The 16,367-nt window shown below is 41.9% G+C and carries 15 protein-coding genes; 8 read left to right on the top strand and 7 right to left on the bottom strand.

Going from position 1 to position 16,367, the window contains the following annotated elements:
* Nucleotides 1-6 precede the first annotated feature (6 nt).
* Nucleotides 7-630, bottom strand: a complete 624-nt coding sequence (locus HMPREF9010_RS13380; protein WP_008648734.1) for a hypothetical protein — start codon at nt 628-630, stop codon at nt 7-9.
* Between the two features lie 134 nt (nt 631-764).
* Here HMPREF9010_RS13380 and HMPREF9010_RS25440 point away from each other — a divergent pair, with 134 nt between their 5' ends.
* On the top strand, nt 765-920 hold the full coding sequence (locus HMPREF9010_RS25440) for a hypothetical protein (protein WP_232284337.1): 156 nt from the start codon (nt 765-767) through the stop codon (nt 918-920).
* 237 nt (nt 921-1,157) lie between these two features.
* On the opposite strand, the gene HMPREF9010_RS13385 is transcribed toward HMPREF9010_RS25440, so the two are convergent.
* Nucleotides 1,158-1,427: a DUF4248 domain-containing protein gene (locus tag HMPREF9010_RS13385; protein ID WP_004300655.1), complete on the bottom strand. Its 270-nt coding sequence runs from the start codon at nt 1,425-1,427 to the stop codon at nt 1,158-1,160.
* Nucleotides 1,428-1,629: 202 nt separating this feature from the next.
* Here HMPREF9010_RS13385 and HMPREF9010_RS13390 point away from each other — a divergent pair, with 202 nt between their 5' ends.
* From HMPREF9010_RS13390 to HMPREF9010_RS13400, 3 genes are all read left to right on the top strand, one after another.
* Nucleotides 1,630-2,574, top strand: a complete 945-nt coding sequence (locus HMPREF9010_RS13390; protein WP_008648729.1) for a tyrosine-type recombinase/integrase — start codon at nt 1,630-1,632, stop codon at nt 2,572-2,574.
* A 373-nt stretch (nt 2,575-2,947) separates the two neighbouring features.
* A complete protein-coding gene (locus HMPREF9010_RS13395; RefSeq protein ID WP_008648728.1) occupies nt 2,948-5,950 on the top strand; it encodes a hypothetical protein in 3,003 nt (1,000 codons plus the stop codon).
* Nucleotides 5,951-6,398: 448 nt separating this feature from the next.
* A complete protein-coding gene (locus HMPREF9010_RS13400) occupies nt 6,399-7,958 on the top strand; it encodes an ATP-binding protein (RefSeq protein ID WP_008648727.1) in 1,560 nt (519 codons plus the stop codon).
* Nucleotides 7,959-7,999: 41 nt separating this feature from the next.
* Here the strand turns inward: HMPREF9010_RS13400 and HMPREF9010_RS13405 are convergent, their stop codons facing one another.
* Both HMPREF9010_RS13405 and HMPREF9010_RS13410 read right to left on the bottom strand, forming a co-directional pair.
* On the bottom strand, nt 8,000-9,574 hold the full coding sequence (locus HMPREF9010_RS13405; protein WP_004304193.1) for a ribonuclease E/G: 1,575 nt from the start codon (nt 9,572-9,574) through the stop codon (nt 8,000-8,002).
* Nucleotides 9,575-9,857: 283 nt separating this feature from the next.
* Nucleotides 9,858-10,133: an HU family DNA-binding protein gene (locus tag HMPREF9010_RS13410; protein ID WP_004300646.1), complete on the bottom strand. Its 276-nt coding sequence runs from the start codon at nt 10,131-10,133 to the stop codon at nt 9,858-9,860.
* Nucleotides 10,134-10,344: 211 nt separating this feature from the next.
* Between HMPREF9010_RS13410 and mutY the strand changes: the two genes are divergently transcribed.
* The 4 genes from mutY (at nt 10,345) to HMPREF9010_RS13430 (ending at nt 14,008) form a co-directional block, all read left to right on the top strand.
* Entirely contained in the window at nt 10,345-11,394 is a 1,050-nt protein-coding gene (mutY, locus tag HMPREF9010_RS13415; protein WP_004326606.1) for an A/G-specific adenine glycosylase, read from the top strand.
* A gap of 91 nt (nt 11,395-11,485) precedes the next feature.
* Nucleotides 11,486-11,965: a single-stranded DNA-binding protein gene (locus tag HMPREF9010_RS13420; RefSeq protein ID WP_032852547.1), complete on the top strand. Its 480-nt coding sequence runs from the start codon at nt 11,486-11,488 to the stop codon at nt 11,963-11,965.
* Nucleotides 11,966-12,042: 77 nt separating this feature from the next.
* Nucleotides 12,043-13,398, top strand: a complete 1,356-nt coding sequence (locus HMPREF9010_RS13425) for a gliding motility-associated protein GldE (RefSeq protein WP_008648725.1) — start codon at nt 12,043-12,045, stop codon at nt 13,396-13,398.
* A complete protein-coding gene (locus HMPREF9010_RS13430; protein ID WP_008648724.1) occupies nt 13,376-14,008 on the top strand; it encodes a 4'-phosphopantetheinyl transferase family protein in 633 nt (210 codons plus the stop codon). The genes HMPREF9010_RS13425 and HMPREF9010_RS13430 overlap by 23 nt, the downstream gene beginning before the upstream one ends.
* Nucleotides 14,009-14,169: 161 nt before the next feature.
* Here HMPREF9010_RS13430 and HMPREF9010_RS13435 read toward each other — a convergent pair whose 3' ends face one another.
* From HMPREF9010_RS13435 to HMPREF9010_RS13445, 3 genes are all read right to left on the bottom strand, one after another.
* Complete coding sequence (locus tag HMPREF9010_RS13435) at nt 14,170-14,394, bottom strand: (4Fe-4S)-binding protein (RefSeq protein WP_008648723.1); 225 nt, start codon at nt 14,392-14,394, stop codon at nt 14,170-14,172.
* 8 nt (nt 14,395-14,402) lie between these two features.
* Nucleotides 14,403-14,705 (bottom strand): GNAT family N-acetyltransferase, encoded by a 303-nt coding sequence (locus HMPREF9010_RS13440; RefSeq protein WP_008648722.1) that lies wholly within the window; start codon nt 14,703-14,705, stop codon nt 14,403-14,405.
* Nucleotides 14,706-14,785: 80 nt separating this feature from the next.
* The gene (locus HMPREF9010_RS13445) at nt 14,786-16,159 is read right to left on the bottom strand and encodes a tryptophanase (protein ID WP_008648721.1); all 1,374 of its coding nucleotides are present in this window, start codon (nt 16,157-16,159) and stop codon (nt 14,786-14,788) included.
* Between the last annotated feature and the right edge of the window lie 208 nt (nt 16,160-16,367).

The raw sequence follows: 16,367 nt of genomic DNA, 5'->3' as shown, positions 1-16,367 counted from the left end.
GTTTTATCAGTATTCGTTTAGGAAAGCTTTGTTGGATAAATAGCTGGCAGCGTGGAGCAGGTAGTTGATGTTTGTTTGGTGGAAATAATAATCTTCTACCTTGTCGATGGCGAGTTGCTGTTCCTTGTCGCTTAATTTTTTCCATTCGCGTTGCGCTTTGGCGATGTTTTCTTTGGGAAGCTGCGTGATGCTGTGAAACTCATTCCAAAACAGGCGGAACTTCTCGTTGACGGCTTTCTTTTTCTGCTTGCCGCTGTCGGGGGCTCCTACCCATTTGTCGTATTCGACGACACGAATATGCAGGGACGGGTTGTTGGGATGGGGGACGATTTCGATGATCCCCAGGATGGCAAGGGCGTGTATGAACCGGAAGGTTTTTCCGACAGACCAGCGGAAAATGCGGCTCCAGTCGCGGTAGCTGAACATGCTTTCGCCTCTTTTGCACAGGTAGTCTTTGTGCTGCCGGTCGCTGTATAACGTGTCCGAATAGTTGACTTTCATCAGGATTTTCAGGAGCGCTTCTATTTCTCCGGCTTCTATGTTCGGGTCTTCTATTTGTTGTTGTAGCAGGGCCTTGGGGATAATGAGAAAACCATGTTCCATCATGGTTTGAAAATTGAAATTGTTCATTGGGTTATCGTTTTAAATTTCTGTAAAGGTACGCCGTTCCTGTGCGATGCGCAAGGGGTGTGGTTCCGTGCGGACGGGTGTGGATGAATAAAGGGTGCCGCGATGCGCAAATCGCTGTTTTTTTTTCTTCTTTCATGAAGCCGGGGAAGGAGTGGGGATGGAACGGATGCTCTGTTGGTGGTTGGCGGAGCTTCTGTTGGTGGTTGGCGGAGCTTTTGTTGGTGGTTGGTGGAGCTTCTGTTTGTGACTGGTGGAGCTTCTGTTGGAGAAAAAACAAAGCCTTCGTTTAGGGGGATTCGAAGGTCTTGTTTGTAGTGAAAAAACGGTCATTTTTGCCGAACGCTTTGTGGAACGCTTTTTTCTTTCTGTAAATAGCTATATGATTGGTAGTTATCTTTGTTTTGAAAAAAAGTGGTGAACGCAAAGTGGAATACATAATAAACAATAAAAGATAAATGATATATTTAAAAATATATAGATCGATTTTCCTTTTATTTCTTGTCCGTGTTTTCGTTTTCTGTTACGCGCTAAACGTTTGTCGGCAAGTCAATGTGGGGAGGTCCCCAGTGTCGGTAGATGATTAGCTGCATTTCAGGACTGACATCGATTGTTTGGCTGGTGTAATATGCAGCAACCAGTTGTTCGTTCAATGTTTTGTTTGCTTTAATGCGTTTGCGCATTTTTTTGCTGGCGGAAGAAGCGTTTGCCAGATCGGGAAAATACTCCTTCGCCAATTCGGAGAAATACTTGAATCCATTAATGCTGTAGCGTTCGGCAGCTGGTTCATTGTTGTTCATAATTTTTTTATACTTTAAATGGTTAAAATAATATATTGTTTGAAAAATTGTGCAAATGTATGAAATTTACTTTGATGATTAATGTAAATGTTTTAGTTTTTATTTTTTAGATTTTATGTATGTAAATTTTTGAAGATATATTTTTGTATTTTACTAAAGTAAAATGTGGGAAAAGTAAATATTAATTATTAATTTATTTTTAATGAAAAAGGAAAGTTTTACTTTGTTTATGAAACAAGTGGCTGTTGATTTGCAGCAGAGTGGAAATTTAGGGACTGCTCATGTATACAGAAGTACGTTGAATGCGATTCTTACTTTTCAGGGTTCCGATCGTTTGTCGTTTCGGGAAATCACTCCGGAGTGGCTGAAGCATTTTGAGGGTAGTCTTCGTGCACGTGGGTGTAGTTGGAATACGGTGTCTACGTATCTTCGCACGTTGCGTGCGGTTTACAATCGCGCTGTCGATCTTCGGAAGGCATCATACGTACCGCATCTTTTTCGCTCCGTATATACAGGTACGTGGGCAGACCGCCGCCGGGCACTGGATATGGAGGATATGAAGAAGGTGTTTGCCCGTCTGTTGCAGTCGGACGCCATCACTCCTGCCATGAAGGGTGCGCAGGAGTTGTTCATTCTTATGTTCCTGCTTCGGGGATTGCCTTTTGTCGACCTGGCTTATTTGCGTAAGAGTGATCTGCGGGGAAATGTGATTAGTTATCGTCGTCGTAAAACGGGGCGTCCGTTGTCTGTGACGTTGACGACGGAAGCGATGTTTCTTTTGCAAAAGTATATGAATCGGGAGGAACAGTCGCCTTATTTGTTCCCGATTCTTCATAGTGACGAAGGTTCGCCAAAGGCGTATAGGGAATATCAACTGGCATTGCGCAATTTTAATTATCAGTTGGAATTATTAGGAAAGGCATTGGGACTCAAAGACCGGTTGAGCTCGTACACCGCCCGCCATACCTGGGCTACGACTGCGTATTATTGCGAAATTCATCCGGGTATTATCTCCGAAGCGATGGGACATTCGTCTATCACTGTGACGGAAACTTATTTGAAGCCTTTCCGAAATAAGAAAATTGATGAAGCAAATATACAAGTACTTGATTTTGTAAAACGATCTGTGGTAGGTCTAAGTGCTTGATTTTTATCCTGTTACTTCGTAGGTAACGGGTTGAAATATCGGTGCAAATATGAGCATATTTCTTAAAACAACCAAACGAAATCATACATTTTTTCTAATAAACTACTCAAAACAGGAATTAACCAAATAAAACAAGCGGATTCTTTGTATTAGGGCTTTGTTAACTTCTAAATTTTGCAAAAGGTCTCCCGCCCCTCTGCCGCTTCTAAGAAGCAGGGGTAAAAAATGTAATCGCATATTGTTTCATTTTTCCGTATTGACTACTCCAAAAGAGCAGGAACAAAGGTTTCTCCGTTACCTACGAAGTAACGGGCGGTCTATTATTGAAACTTAGTGTTTAATAATATATTATTAATGTAATTTTTAAGTAGTTATGAAGAAAAATTTTGTTAGGGTAATGCTTTTCGGGGCATTGACGCTTACAGTCAGTACAACTGTAACGAGTTGTAAAGATTACGATGATGACATTAAAGGCTTGCAGGAGCAGGTTGATAAAATCACATCGACCAGTCCTGTGAGCACAGAAGACATGAATGCGGCTGTTGATAAAGCAAGCAAGGAATTGAAAGACCAATTGGCGAAACTGGAAAAACTCGTGAATGATCCGTCTTCCGAAACATCATTGACGCAGCAGATTGCAGATTTGAAAGAGTCGTTGAAAACTGCTGTAGGTGAAAATGCGGCAGACTTGGCAGGTAAATTGGCTACTGCTCAAAATGAGTTGAAAGTTTTGAAAGAAGCTTTAGGAGGTGATGATTACATTGCTAAATTGAAACAGAAGATTACTGATCTCGAAACTGCTAAATCAACATTGGATCATTTGATTACTGCGGAAAAACAGTTTGCAGCAAACGGGTCGCTAGCCGGTTATGAAGAGACGGGTTTGGTAAAGTTGGTAAACCAACAGATAAGGGATGCTTTCACTACAGGGGGTACGCCGAGCGAGTTAGCTACGTATGTATCGGAAGCTATCAAGTCACAGATCGCCGCAACGGTTAAGGATGTCAAATTCCCGTTCGGTACAGAACAGTCGTTGGAGACTATCATTACTACCATATATAATGATATATATAAAGACCGTGATGCTGTAGCGGCTAACTTCGGTAAATTGGACGAATTGCTGGAAGCTATCGATGCTTACGTAGGCATCGGAGAAGGTAAATATGCAGACTATGCTGCCATTATCAAGCAAATTAATGATACAAAGAACGACTTGGCTGCATTGCTTGCACCCACTGGTGATAATTCTCTGACTAAAAAGGTGCAGGATATTATTGCTACTGAATTGCAAACAAAAGATAGCGAATTGAAGAAGATGCAAGATGCTCTTCAGAAAGAAATCGACGCTATCAAAGGTATGATTCAGAGCATTGTGTATGTGCCGGAATCAGCAGACAGAATTGTAGAATTTACATCATTGAAAGTCGCTGAAACATCTCAATATACTACGGGAATTAATACTGCCCAAACTTGGCACGAAGTAGGTAATACCCTTGAAAAGAAAGTAAGATTCCGTGTATCTCCGGCTTCAGCAGTTGCAGAGCTGACTAAAGCGGATAGTAAATATACAATTACTACAGATGCTCAAGTGTTGACTCGTGCCGCTGGTGTATTCACGGTAGGTGCTGTAAAAGCAGTAGCTAATGAACCTAATTTGATAGAGGTGACTTTGAAAAAAGCAGGCGCTATCGAAGGCAAAGGGTTTGCCGTAGCTCTGACTGTGATAGGTAAGGATGATAAAACAGAATATTCAGATATCTCTTCTGATTATTTTGCAATGACTCAACAGACACTTCATATCAATAAGATTGATTATAAATGGGCAGGTGGTACTGAACCGAACAGCCTTATAAAAGAAAACGCAGATGATAAGATCGACTATGCGGCAGGAAGTGCTTATGTGTTTACTGTAACTCCAGACGCTGACGGAACATCTACCAATGAAGTAGAGAAAACAGTAGACGAACTGGGTATTGACTTGTCTAAGTTTAAAGTTACCTATGCTAAATCTGGAATGAATGAAGGTAATTTCACTTTAACAGAAGGTGTTTTAAAAGCTAAAGCAGATGCAGCGGTTGGTAATGTATGTCAGGTTACTCCTACTATTACAGTTACTCGTGATGGCGGAACAACAGACTTAACTGGTACTACCTATGCTCAAGTTACTCTAACAAGTAAGGGTGCTCCTGTAGCTCTCACATTCGATAAACTGAAATGGAACAGCGCTGCAAAGGTATACACGCTTACAGCTGATGGTACCGGTGCCGATAATCTGGCTGGATTAAGTGCTATTTTAGCAGCACTTGGTACAACAGGATCACCTGTTGCAGATTTGAATAGTGCTACCAGTGTGTCTGATCCTGCTGATAACGCTGTAACACCTTGCATGATACTGGAAAGTAATGCCGTTAAAATCAAAGTGCCTGCAAATTATGTGACAACTAGTGAAAATGGCATCGATAAAGTATCTGTAATCCTGACAAAGGATAACAAGACTGTAACAGTTAGTGCCGATATTAAGGTCAGCGCAACTGCAGCTAGTGAACTCGTTTGGGATTGGAACTTATTGAACTCTACTCCGGGTCAGGAAATGATGATTATGTCACGTGAAGGTGGTGATAACGTGTCATCTGTGAAATTAACAAGAAACTTGACACAGGCTTATGAGGCTTCAGTCTTTACGGATCTTAACAAGAGAAAAACTGCCGGTGAGATTGTTATTGCACCTGCAATTTCTCCGGCAGGTGTAGGAAGTGTAGATGGTGGTTCCTACGTTTATACTATTACTGCTGGTACTGTTAACTATTCTTATAAGAAAGAAGGTAAAGCAAATCCGATTTCAGTGACATTTGGTGTGACATCTAATGGTAAATCAATTGCTCCTGCTGATAACAAGAATGTAGTAAATATGCTTATGCCTGTTGATGAATTGAATGGTACATTAACTCTTCCGAAGATTCGTCTTAAAGAAACTTCAACTAAGGCTGATGAAATAGAATTGTCAAAAGCTTTCAATCCACAGACTGAAAGTGAAAAGGATGGTTACAATTTCACTTGGAAAGACTCGAGAGGTAAAGAAATGTGGCCGACTAATGCTAGTGGTCAATTTGATGTTTCTACTGCTAAAGATGCCCTTGCGTTATACGGCCTGTCTATCAGTTTCGAACCGAAATCTGCGGATGACTTCAAGAAGTATTTTGATGCTGATGAATTGAAGAATAACGGTAAAGTGAAACTGAATACTACTACTGCCGCACAGGAAATTATTGGTAGTGACATCTCGGCAGTGGTTGTTCTGAAAGCAACTTCTAAATGGGGAGATGTAGCCGGTAATGGAACAGAGTTTACAGTGACCTTTAAGAAAGGTGCTCAATAATAGAGATTGAAAATAAACCCTTCTTCACCTATGTGTGAAAAGATATTTTTTACCCCGGAACAAAGCGAAGGACACAGCTTGTGAAAGTCCATCCTTCCATCTTTGTTCCTATCAAAAGAAAGGGATGCCTCCCCACATTTCCCACTGGTATCCCTTTTATCTTTACTCTTGGAACGTCTTTTTTTGTTGTACTAGAATCAATTGCTAGTCGCCCATTTCCCTATAGGTAAAGGAGGCGTCCCCAAGATACAGAAAGCCCGAGCTTGCGAAAGTCCGGGCTTTTCGTAATTTTGTGCAGTCATCATCCCCTTATTTTATCGTCCCTAAGTTTCCGGGGAAATGTGCAGAATGAATGATTGAAAAGAATCTTTTAACCTGCTATGACAAAGAGTTCTATTAAAAATATATATCTTTGCAAGAAAGGCATTGATTAATAAAAGAAGAGAATATGAGCCATAAAATTTATCCGATCGGCATTCAGAATTTCGAAAAAATTCGTAATGACGGTTATTTCTATATTGATAAGACAGCACTGATGTATCAAATGGTAAAGACTGGAAGTTATTACTTCTTGAGTCGTCCGCGCCGTTTCGGAAAGAGTCTGCTCGTCTCCACCTTAGAGGCCTATTTTCAAGGAAAGAAAGAACTGTTTGAAGGGCTGGCTGTGGAAAAACTGGAAAAGGACTGGATAAAATATCCTATACTGCATCTGGACCTTAATATCGAGAAATATGATACATCCGAAAGTCTGGATAATATACTTGATAAATCGCTGACAGCATGGGAAAAACTATATGGTGCCGAGCCGTCCGAACGTTCGTTTTCTTTGCGTTTTGCCGGTATCATAGAGCGCGCCTGTAAGTTGGCGGGGCAACGTGTGGTTATTCTTGTCGATGAATATGACAAACCCATGTTGCAAGCCATCGGTAATGAAGAATTGCAAAAGCAATTTCGGAATACATTAAAGCCTTTTTATGGAGCGCTTAAAACAATGGACGGTTGCATCAAGTTTGCATTCCTTACCGGTGTGACAAAGTTTGGCAAAGTCAGTGTGTTTAGTGACTTGAACAACTTGGACGATATATCCATGCGAAAAGATTATGTTGAAATCTGTGGGGTTAGCGATCAGGAACTTCATGATACTTTGGATGCCGAGCTTCATGAATTTGCGGACGTACGCGGTGTGACGTATGATAAACTCTGTGCAGAATTGAAAGAATGTTATGACGGCTATCACTTTACACACAATTCAATCGGCATGTACAATCCGTTTAGTTTGCTCAATGCTTTTAAGTATAGAGAATTTGGCAGCTATTGGTTTGAAACGGGCACACCGACCTATCTGGTGAAATTGCTGCAAAAACATCATTATGACTTGGAGCGGATGACGCATGAAGAAACCGACGCCCAAGTATTGAATAGCATAGACTCTGAATCTACTAATCCCATTCCGGTGATTTATCAGAGTGGTTATCTCACTATTAAAGGGTATGATGAAGAATTTGGAATGTATCGGTTAGGTTTCCCGAATCGTGAAGTAGAAGAAGGATTTGTCCGTTTCCTGCTTCCTTATTATGCGAATGTAAATAAGGTAGAATCTCCGTTTGAAATTCAGAAATTTGTTCGTGAAGTACGTTCCGGGGATTATAATTCTTTCTTCCGTCGTCTGCAAAGTTTCTTTGCAGATACCACCTACGAAGTGATTCGCGATCAGGAATTGCATTACGAGAATGTGCTTTTCATTGTCTTTAAACTGGTCGGCTTCTATGCCAAAGTGGAATATCATACAAGCGAAGGGCGCATCGATCTTGTCTTGCAGACAGACAAATTCATTTATATCATGGAATTTAAACTGAATGGTATGGCCGAAGAAGCCTTGCAGCAGATAAATGACAAGCATTATGCTCTTCCTTTCGAGATGGATGAACGGAAACTCTTTAAAATAGGAGTGAACTTCAGTGCGGAAACCCGTAATATTGAAAAATGGATAGTTGAAGAAAATAGATAAAACAAAAAGGCGACTCGTTTTGACCGGGCCGCCTTTTCTGTCTATTTGATTTCGATTTCTTCCTTCATATCGATTTCTTCTCCATGTGTATCATAGAACACATATTGCAGAAATGCGAGTTTTTGACTTGGAATAATCTTGATACCGAATCCGTATTTCATTTGCCACTTCCGTTTCAGAGAAACGAGTCCCTGATTGATATAAGCGGCAACATACGGATGGACGTGTAACGAGAATTTCTTAACCTTCAGTTTATTGACCAGGTAATCAATTTTACTCTCCAAAGTGTCCGTAAAAAGAATGGACGACTTGATAGTGCCTTTGCCGAAGCAAGTAGGGCAGGTTTCGGTCGTGTTGACGTCCATTGCCGGACGCACACGTTGGCGTGTAATCTGCATTAGCCCGAATTTGCTAAGCGGCAGAATATTATGCCGTGCCCTGTCTTTCTGCATATTGGCACACATTCGTTCATAAAGCTTCTGACGGTTTTCGGCTTCATTCATATCGATGAAGTCCACGACAATGATACCACCCATGTCTCTTAATCGCAGTTGGCGGGCCAGCTCGTCGGCGGCTCCCAGATTTACTTCGAGTGCGTTACCTTCCTGCCCGTTGGCATTCTTGGTGCGATTACCGCTGTTCACGTCTACTACGTGAAGCGCCTCAGTGTGCTCAATAATCAGATAGGCACCACTCTTGTAAGAGACTGTTTTACCAAACGATGATTTAATCTGCTTGGTGATACCGAAATTGTCGTAAATGGGAAGTTGGCCTTTGTACAGTTTCACGATATTAGCCCGGTCGGGCGCAATCAGTGATACGTAATCCCTAATTTCATTGTACACAGCCTCGTCGTTGACGTGAATATTCTCAAATGATGGGTTGAAGAGGTCGCGCAACAAACCTACGGCGCGGCTGGTTTCTTCATAAATCAACGTCGGGTACTTGGTGGCTTTTTGTACTTTTACCATCGCATCTTCCCAATGCTTAACCAAAACTTTAAGCTCTCCGTCGAGTTCGGCTACGCGTTTGCCTTCGGCTACCGTGCGGACAATGACACCAAAGTTTTTAGGCTTGATGCTCATCAGCAGTTGTTTAAGGCGGGCGCGCTCTTCGCTCGATTTAATTTTTTGTGAAACAGAAACCTTATCATTGAAAGGGATCAGTACGAGATAGCGTCCGGCAAACGAAATTTCGGACGTCAGTCGCGGTCCCTTAGTGGAGATCGGTTCCTTAACGATTTGCACCACTACTTCTTGTCCTACTTTGAGGGTGTTGGATACAGTTCCATCCTTGTCAAGGTCGGGAAGCAGGGTTGCTTTGCTGATGGAGGTCAGCTTCTTTTTGTCGCTTAAAGTCTGCTTTACAAACTTTTCGAGTGAGTTAAATTGAGGACCCAAGTCTAAATAATGAAGGAAAGCGTCTTTCTCGTAACCGACGTCTACAAAGCATGCATTTAGTCCGGGCATCAATTTCTTGATACGTCCCAAATACATATTGCCCACAGAGAAAGAAATATTTCTTCCTTCGCTTTGAAGTTCCACCAGGCTCTTATCTTCGAGAAGGGCGATGGAGACCTCTTTGGGCTGTACGTCAACTACTAGTTCATTTGTCACTGTTTTGTTTCCTTATTATTGATTGAATCTCGTTTATATGAACAACTTTTTTGACAAATTGTTCATTTTGGGTTAGCTACTTAAACAAAGAACAAACTTGAAAGACATTAGCTTCGCAAGTTTGTTCTTTATTTCTGTGTGATCCAGACTTAAAAATTATTTTTTGCTTTTATGTCTGTTCTTTCTTAGTCTTTTTTTACGCTTGTGCGTAGACATTTTATGTCTTTTTTTCTTTTTTCCGCTTGGCATAGCTTCACATTTTATGGGTTAATACTCTTGTTTATTATTTCTTTACTGAAATTGTAAATGTCTTAGCCGGTTTGAAAGCCGGAATGTTGTGCTCCGGAATAATGATCGTAGTGTTTTTAGAAATGTTACGAGCAGTTTTCTGTGCTCTTTTCTTTACTACGAAACTACCAAACCCACGCAGGTATACGTTCTCATCGTTAGACAGTGAATCCTTTACTGCATCCATAAATGCCTCAACTGTTGTAAGAACTGTCTGCTTATCAATCCCAGTTTTCTTTGTAATCTCGTTTACAATATCTGCTTTAGTCATTTTTCCTTAAAAAAAATATTATTACTATGTTATTGCTAATTTTTTGGACTGCAAATATATAGCTTTTTAAGCTCCTAAAAAAATATATTCTGCACATTTTTCTAAAAAAATAGTGGCATAGGGTTTTCTTAGAGCTAAAAGAGTTACTTTTGTGTGCCTTTTGAGTAGGATATACAAGATAAATGTTAGATAATACATTAGGAATGAGGATATGAACGAGTTTACGAAAACGATTGTAGAGTGGTATGAAGAGAATAAACGTGAACTGCCCTGGAGGGAGTCTGCCGATCCGTATCTGATCTGGATTTCGGAGATTATTCTTCAACAGACGCGGGTGGCGCAGGGGTATGATTATTTTCTTCGCTTTATCAAGCGTTTTCCCGATGTACAGACTTTGGCTGCTGCGGATGAGGACGAGGTGATGAAGTATTGGCAGGGGTTGGGGTATTATTCGCGTGCCCGCAATCTTCATGCTGCCGCCAAAAGCATGAATGGTGTTTTCCCGAAAACATATCCGGAAGTGCTGGCTCTGAAAGGAGTGGGAGAGTACACGGCGGCAGCTATCTGTTCGTTTGCTTACGGTATGCCTTATGCGGTGGTGGATGGCAATGTGTATCGGGTGCTTTCACGTTATTTCGGTATAGATACTCCGATTGATTCGACGGAAGGAAAAAAACTCTTTGCAGCATTGGCAGATGAGATGTTGGATAAAAAGCATCCGGCTGTTTACAATCAGGGGATAATGGATTTCGGAGCGATTCAGTGTACTCCGCAGTCGCCCAACTGTTTGTTCTGTCCGTTGGCAGGCGGTTGCTCGGCACTTTCGAAGGGGTTAATGACAAAGCTTCCGGTGAAACAGCATAAGACAAAGACTACCAACCGTTACTTCAATTATATTTATGTACGTGCGGGCGCGTATACCTTTATAAATAAACGAACAGGAAATGATATTTGGAAGAATCTGTTCGAATTGCCATTGATAGAGACTCCGACGGCTCTTTCGGAAGAAGAGTTTCTTGCTTTGCCAGAATTCCGTGCATTCTTTGCATCAGGGGAAGTGCCGGTGGTACGTTCTGTTTGCAGGGAAGTGAAGCATGTGTTGTCTCACCGGGTGATTTATGCTAATCTGTATGAAGTAACATTATCTGAAAATTTGACTTCTTTCGGTGATTTCCAGAAAATAAAAGTGGAGGAACTGGAGCAGTACGCTATTTCAAGGCTGGTGCAAACTCTGCTGCAAGCACTAAATGGCAAGTATTAAGTTTTAATACTTAAAATTCTTGCATCCTATTGTTATTCTGTTTAATTTTGGCAGCAGATTTAATTTTAAGAATCATAAACTTGATGCATATATGTCAGTAAATAAAGTAATATTGTTGGGAAATGTAGGACAAGATCCTCAGGTGAAGTATTTCGATACAGGTTCAGCGGTGGCTACTTTCCGTTTAGCTACAACTGATAGGGCCTATACATTGCAAAATGGGACCCAAGTGCCCGAAAGAACAGAGTGGCATAATATCGTTGCATCTAACCGTTTGGCAGAAATTGTAGATAAATATGTGCACAAAGGTGACAAACTGTATCTGGAAGGGAAGATAAGAACGCGTTCTTACAGCGACCAGTCGGGTGCTATGCGCTATATCACCGAAATTTATGTGGATAATATGGAAATGTTGTCTCCGAAAGGAGCCAACCCGGGTGCGGGAGCTTCTGCTTCCGGACAGCCTGCTATGGGACAGCAGCAGCAACCGGTTGCCGGCCAGCCGCAACAAACGCAGCAGTCGCAGGCGCAACCTGTACAAGATAATCCGGCAGATGATTTGCCGTTCTAAATAATGTGATAGTGTGCCAATCGATTTTTTCTAACTCATTGGCACATTATCTTTTGTTTAACTAAAATATAAACTCTTTGGACTCAGATGGTTATTTAAGCCAATTGGCTGACATTTTCAACGGTATTACCGTAAACACTCCTTCTATCTCTGCTATTATTGCCATAGCGCTGGCAGGTGTGCTCCTGCTTGCTTCCGGCTTTGCTTCGGCTTCCGAAATAGCTTTTTTCTCACTATCTCCTTCTGATCGGAATGATATTGATGAGCGCAATCATCCTTCCGACGATAAAATAAGTGCTCTTCTTGGGGACACCGAACGTCTCTTGGCAACGATATTGATTACGAACAATTTTGTGAATGTGACCATTATCATGCTCTGCAATTTCTTCTTTATGAATGTGTTTGTTTTCCATTCTCCGTTGGCAGAGTTCCTGATACTGACCGTCATCCTGACCTTCCTCCTGTTGTTGTTCGGTGAAATTATGCCTAAGATCTATTCGGCACAGAAAACATTGACTTTTTGCCGTTTTTCGGCACCGGGAATTTACTTTCTGGAAAAGGTATTCCGTCCGATAGCTACTGTGCTTGTGCGTTCGACAACTTTTCTGAATAAGCATTTTGTGAAGAAGAGCCACAATATTTCTGTGGATGAACTGTCGCACGCGTTGGAACTGACGGATAAAGCAGAGCTTTCTGAAGAGAACAATATTCTGGAGGGAATTATCCGTTTCGGTGGGGAAACCGTGAAGGAGGTGATGACATCACGTCTGGATATGGTCGATCTGGATATCCGTACATCTTTCAAGGAGGTGATGCAATGTATCATTGAAAATGCTTATTCACGTATTCCTATCTATTCCGGTTCACGGGACAATATTAAAGGGGTGCTGTATATTAAAGACCTTCTGCCTCATGTCAATAAGGGGGATAATTTCCGTTGGCAGTCATTGATTCGCCCGGCTTATTTTGTGCCGGAGACGAAGATGATTGATGATTTGCTGCGTGACTTCCAGGCGAATAAGATTCATATTGCTATCGTTGTGGATGAGTTTGGAGGAACTTCCGGGCTGGTAACGATGGAGGATATTATCGAAGAGATTGTAGGTGAGATTCACGACGAATACGATGATGAAGAGCGTACATACGTTGTTTTGAATGACCATACCTGGATATTTGAAGCGAAAACGCAATTGACGGATTTCTATAAGATTGCAAAAGTAGACGAAGACGAATTTGAAAAGGTGGTGGGTGATGCAGATACATTGGCAGGTATGTTGCTCGAAATTAAAGGTGAATTCCCGGCGCTGCATGAGAAAGTGACGTATCACAATTATGAGTTTGAAGTGCTCGAAATGGATAGTCGCCGTATATTGAAAGTTAAGTTTACAATTCTGCCGAAAGAAATGGAAGATGGCGTCGTTTCTGCAGTATAAGACGAATGGCATACAGTGGGCTGTCTGGAAGATGGAAGAGTCTTTGGATGCTTTATTGCTTCTTTTGCCCGGTGCGCGAAGAGCTTTCTGTGAGCAGGAATTGAATCGCTTTGTCTCCGAACGTCGTAAGATGGAATGGTTGTCGGTTCGTGTTCTGTTGTATTCCATGTTGCAGGAGGATAAGGAAATCGGTTACTCTTCCGAGGGGAAACCTTATCTCACAGATCATTCTTTTTTTATCAGTATTTCTCATACGAAAGGTTATGTGGCGGTGATGCTTGCTTCTTCGGTTCCGGTAGGCATTGACATTGAACAATATGCCCAACGGGTTCACAAGGTATGCGACCGCTATGTCCGTCCTGACGAGCAAGTAGAATCTTATCAGGGAGATATAACTTGGGGGCTGTTATTGCATTGGTCGGCAAAGGAAGCTGTTTTCAAGCGGATGGAAAATGCGGATGCTGATCTTCGTAAACTCCGGCTGACGCATTTTATTCCTCAAGAGGAGGGGACGTTTCAGGTTCAGGAGTTAGTTACGGCGCAGCAAGAACTTTATTCTGTCGGTTATCGTATTTGTCCGGACTTTGTATTGACGTGGACATTGAATTGAACGGACGAGGAAATGTGTGAGGCTCTTTTCTCGGTGTGTTATCATTGTCCGAATGTAGTGTCTTTCTAAAACGAAAAATGAGACTGCCTCATTTTTTTATTTTGAAGCAATCTCATTTTTATGAATTCAAAGCCTTTCAAGCGAAGTCTTTCACTATTGGGTTATTTCTCTTTTATATTAAGTCGATAGCTCAATGCTCCTGACGGACATTTGCCGATTTGTGCAATTAATTCTTCTGTTGTCGCATTTTCAATCTGCACCCAGGGTCTTTCTTTGGGATGATAAACATTGGGTAGCATCTTTACACATATTCCGGCGTGCTGACATAATTCAGGCTGCCACACAATGGTCAGTTCACCATTGGTATATTCATTTTTTTTTCCCATATATGTATTTATTTAATATGAATACCACGCATTACAATTCGCTTCCATTCCGGATGTTTGTGAATATATCCGGCTACAAACGGGCAAAGCGGTACCAGGCGTAGACCTTGTCGCTCGATGTCTGCCAATGCTTTTTCCGCAAGTTGTGAGCCTACTCCCTTGCCGCCTAATGAGGCGGGTACTTCGGTATGTACAAGGTATATTTCTCCATTGCTTGATTTGATATAGTCTATTTCAGCTATTTTGCCATCGATCTGAAACTCATACCGATGTTTTTCTTCGTTGTCTATTAATTTATAATCTTCTGCCATAATTTTTACGTATTAAGTTCGATTATAATATAAACACTTGGGGAACACTTTTGTTTTACGCGAACAAATATTCTCCAAGTTTATAATCTTTCCAATTGAACTGTGAAGTGTCTCATTAAGGGAGCTTCCCAGGCGATACGTACTCCATGAGTGATGCTTTCTCTGCGTTCATATACATTTTTGAGGGCGGCAGCTATTACATTCATGTGATTGTCGGTATATACTCTGCGGGGGATTGCGAGGCGAAGTAGGTCAAGGCCGTTAAAGCGATTTTCATGGGTCACCGGATCACGGTCGGCAAGGATATAACCGATTTCGCATCCACGGATACCGGCTTCCAGGTAGAGCTCTACGGTTAGCGTCTGCGCCGGGAATTCTTCTTGAGGAACATGTGTCAGCACTTTAGGCGCATCAATGAAGATGGCGTGTCCTCCGGCCGGACGTTGGTAAGGGATTCCGTATTCATCCAGTTTCTTTGCCAGGTATTCCACTTGTTTGATACGTGTTTCGAGGTTGTCGAATTCGGTGTTTTCGTCCAGTCCGATGGCGAGGGCGTTCATATCCCGTCCATTCATGCCTCCGTAGGTAAGATAGCCTTCGTATTGTACACAGAAGCCTTTTGCACCTTCATACCAGTCTGCACGCCGCGTGGCAATAAATCCGCCCATATTGACGATTCCGTCTTTCTTGGCGCTCATTGTCATGCCATCGGCAAGAGAGAACATTTCCCGTGTGATTTCTTTGATAGTTTTGTCTCGGTAACCTTCTTCGCGCATTTTGATGAAGTAGGCATTCTCGGCAAAACGTGCAGAGTCGAAAAGTACGGGTTTGCCATATTTGTCGGCGATGGCACGTACTTCGTACAGGTTTTGCATAGAGACGGGTTGTCCTCCGGCTGTATTGTTGGTGATGGTGACGATGATAAAAGGAATCCGTTCAGCGTATTCTGTGAGGGCTTTCTGTAATTTATCAGGGTCTATATTTCCTTTAAACGGTATTTCTAGTTGGGTTTGTTTGGCTGCATCGATGGTGCAGTCTAATGCGATGGCATGACGTCCCTCGATGTGGCCTTTGGTGGTGTCAAAATGTGAGTTGCCGGGCACAATATCTCCTTCATGTACCAAATAAGAGAAAAGAACATTTTCAGCGGCACGTCCCTGATGGGTTGGTATGATGTATTCAAATCCTGTTAGTTTCGTAATCATCTCTTTCAACTTGAAGAATGAGGTCGCTCCGGCATAGCTTTCATCACCTAGCATCATTCCCGCCCATTGACGGTCGCTCATCGCTCCGGTACCGGAGTCGGTGATGAGATCGATATAAACTTGTTCTGATTTGAGTTGAAAGACATTATAATGTGCTTCTTTAATCCATTGCTCACGCTCTTCACGTGTGCTTTTCCGGATGGGTTCTACCATCTTGATTTTCCATGATTCAGCAAAAGGTAATTTCATTGTTGTAGATTTATAGTTTAGGTCGACGAATGTAGCTAAAATCTGCGTGATTAACAAATATATGATGACTTTTTGTAAGTTGTGGCTGATGGAATTATTTCTCCGTAGGCTAGTGATATATCAATTTGTGGTAAGAAGATATAAAGAGAGCCGGATCCCTTAAAAGGATATCCGGCTCTTTAAAATTATGCATTCGATTGAGTATGAT

The organism is Bacteroides sp. 3_1_23 (genome assembly GCF_000162555.1).
In the GTDB taxonomy this organism is placed as follows: Bacteria; Bacteroidota; Bacteroidia; order Bacteroidales; family Bacteroidaceae; genus Bacteroides; species Bacteroides ovatus.
The sequence above is the reverse complement of the archived record's forward strand: the minus strand, read 5'-3'. Positions and strand labels throughout refer to the sequence as shown.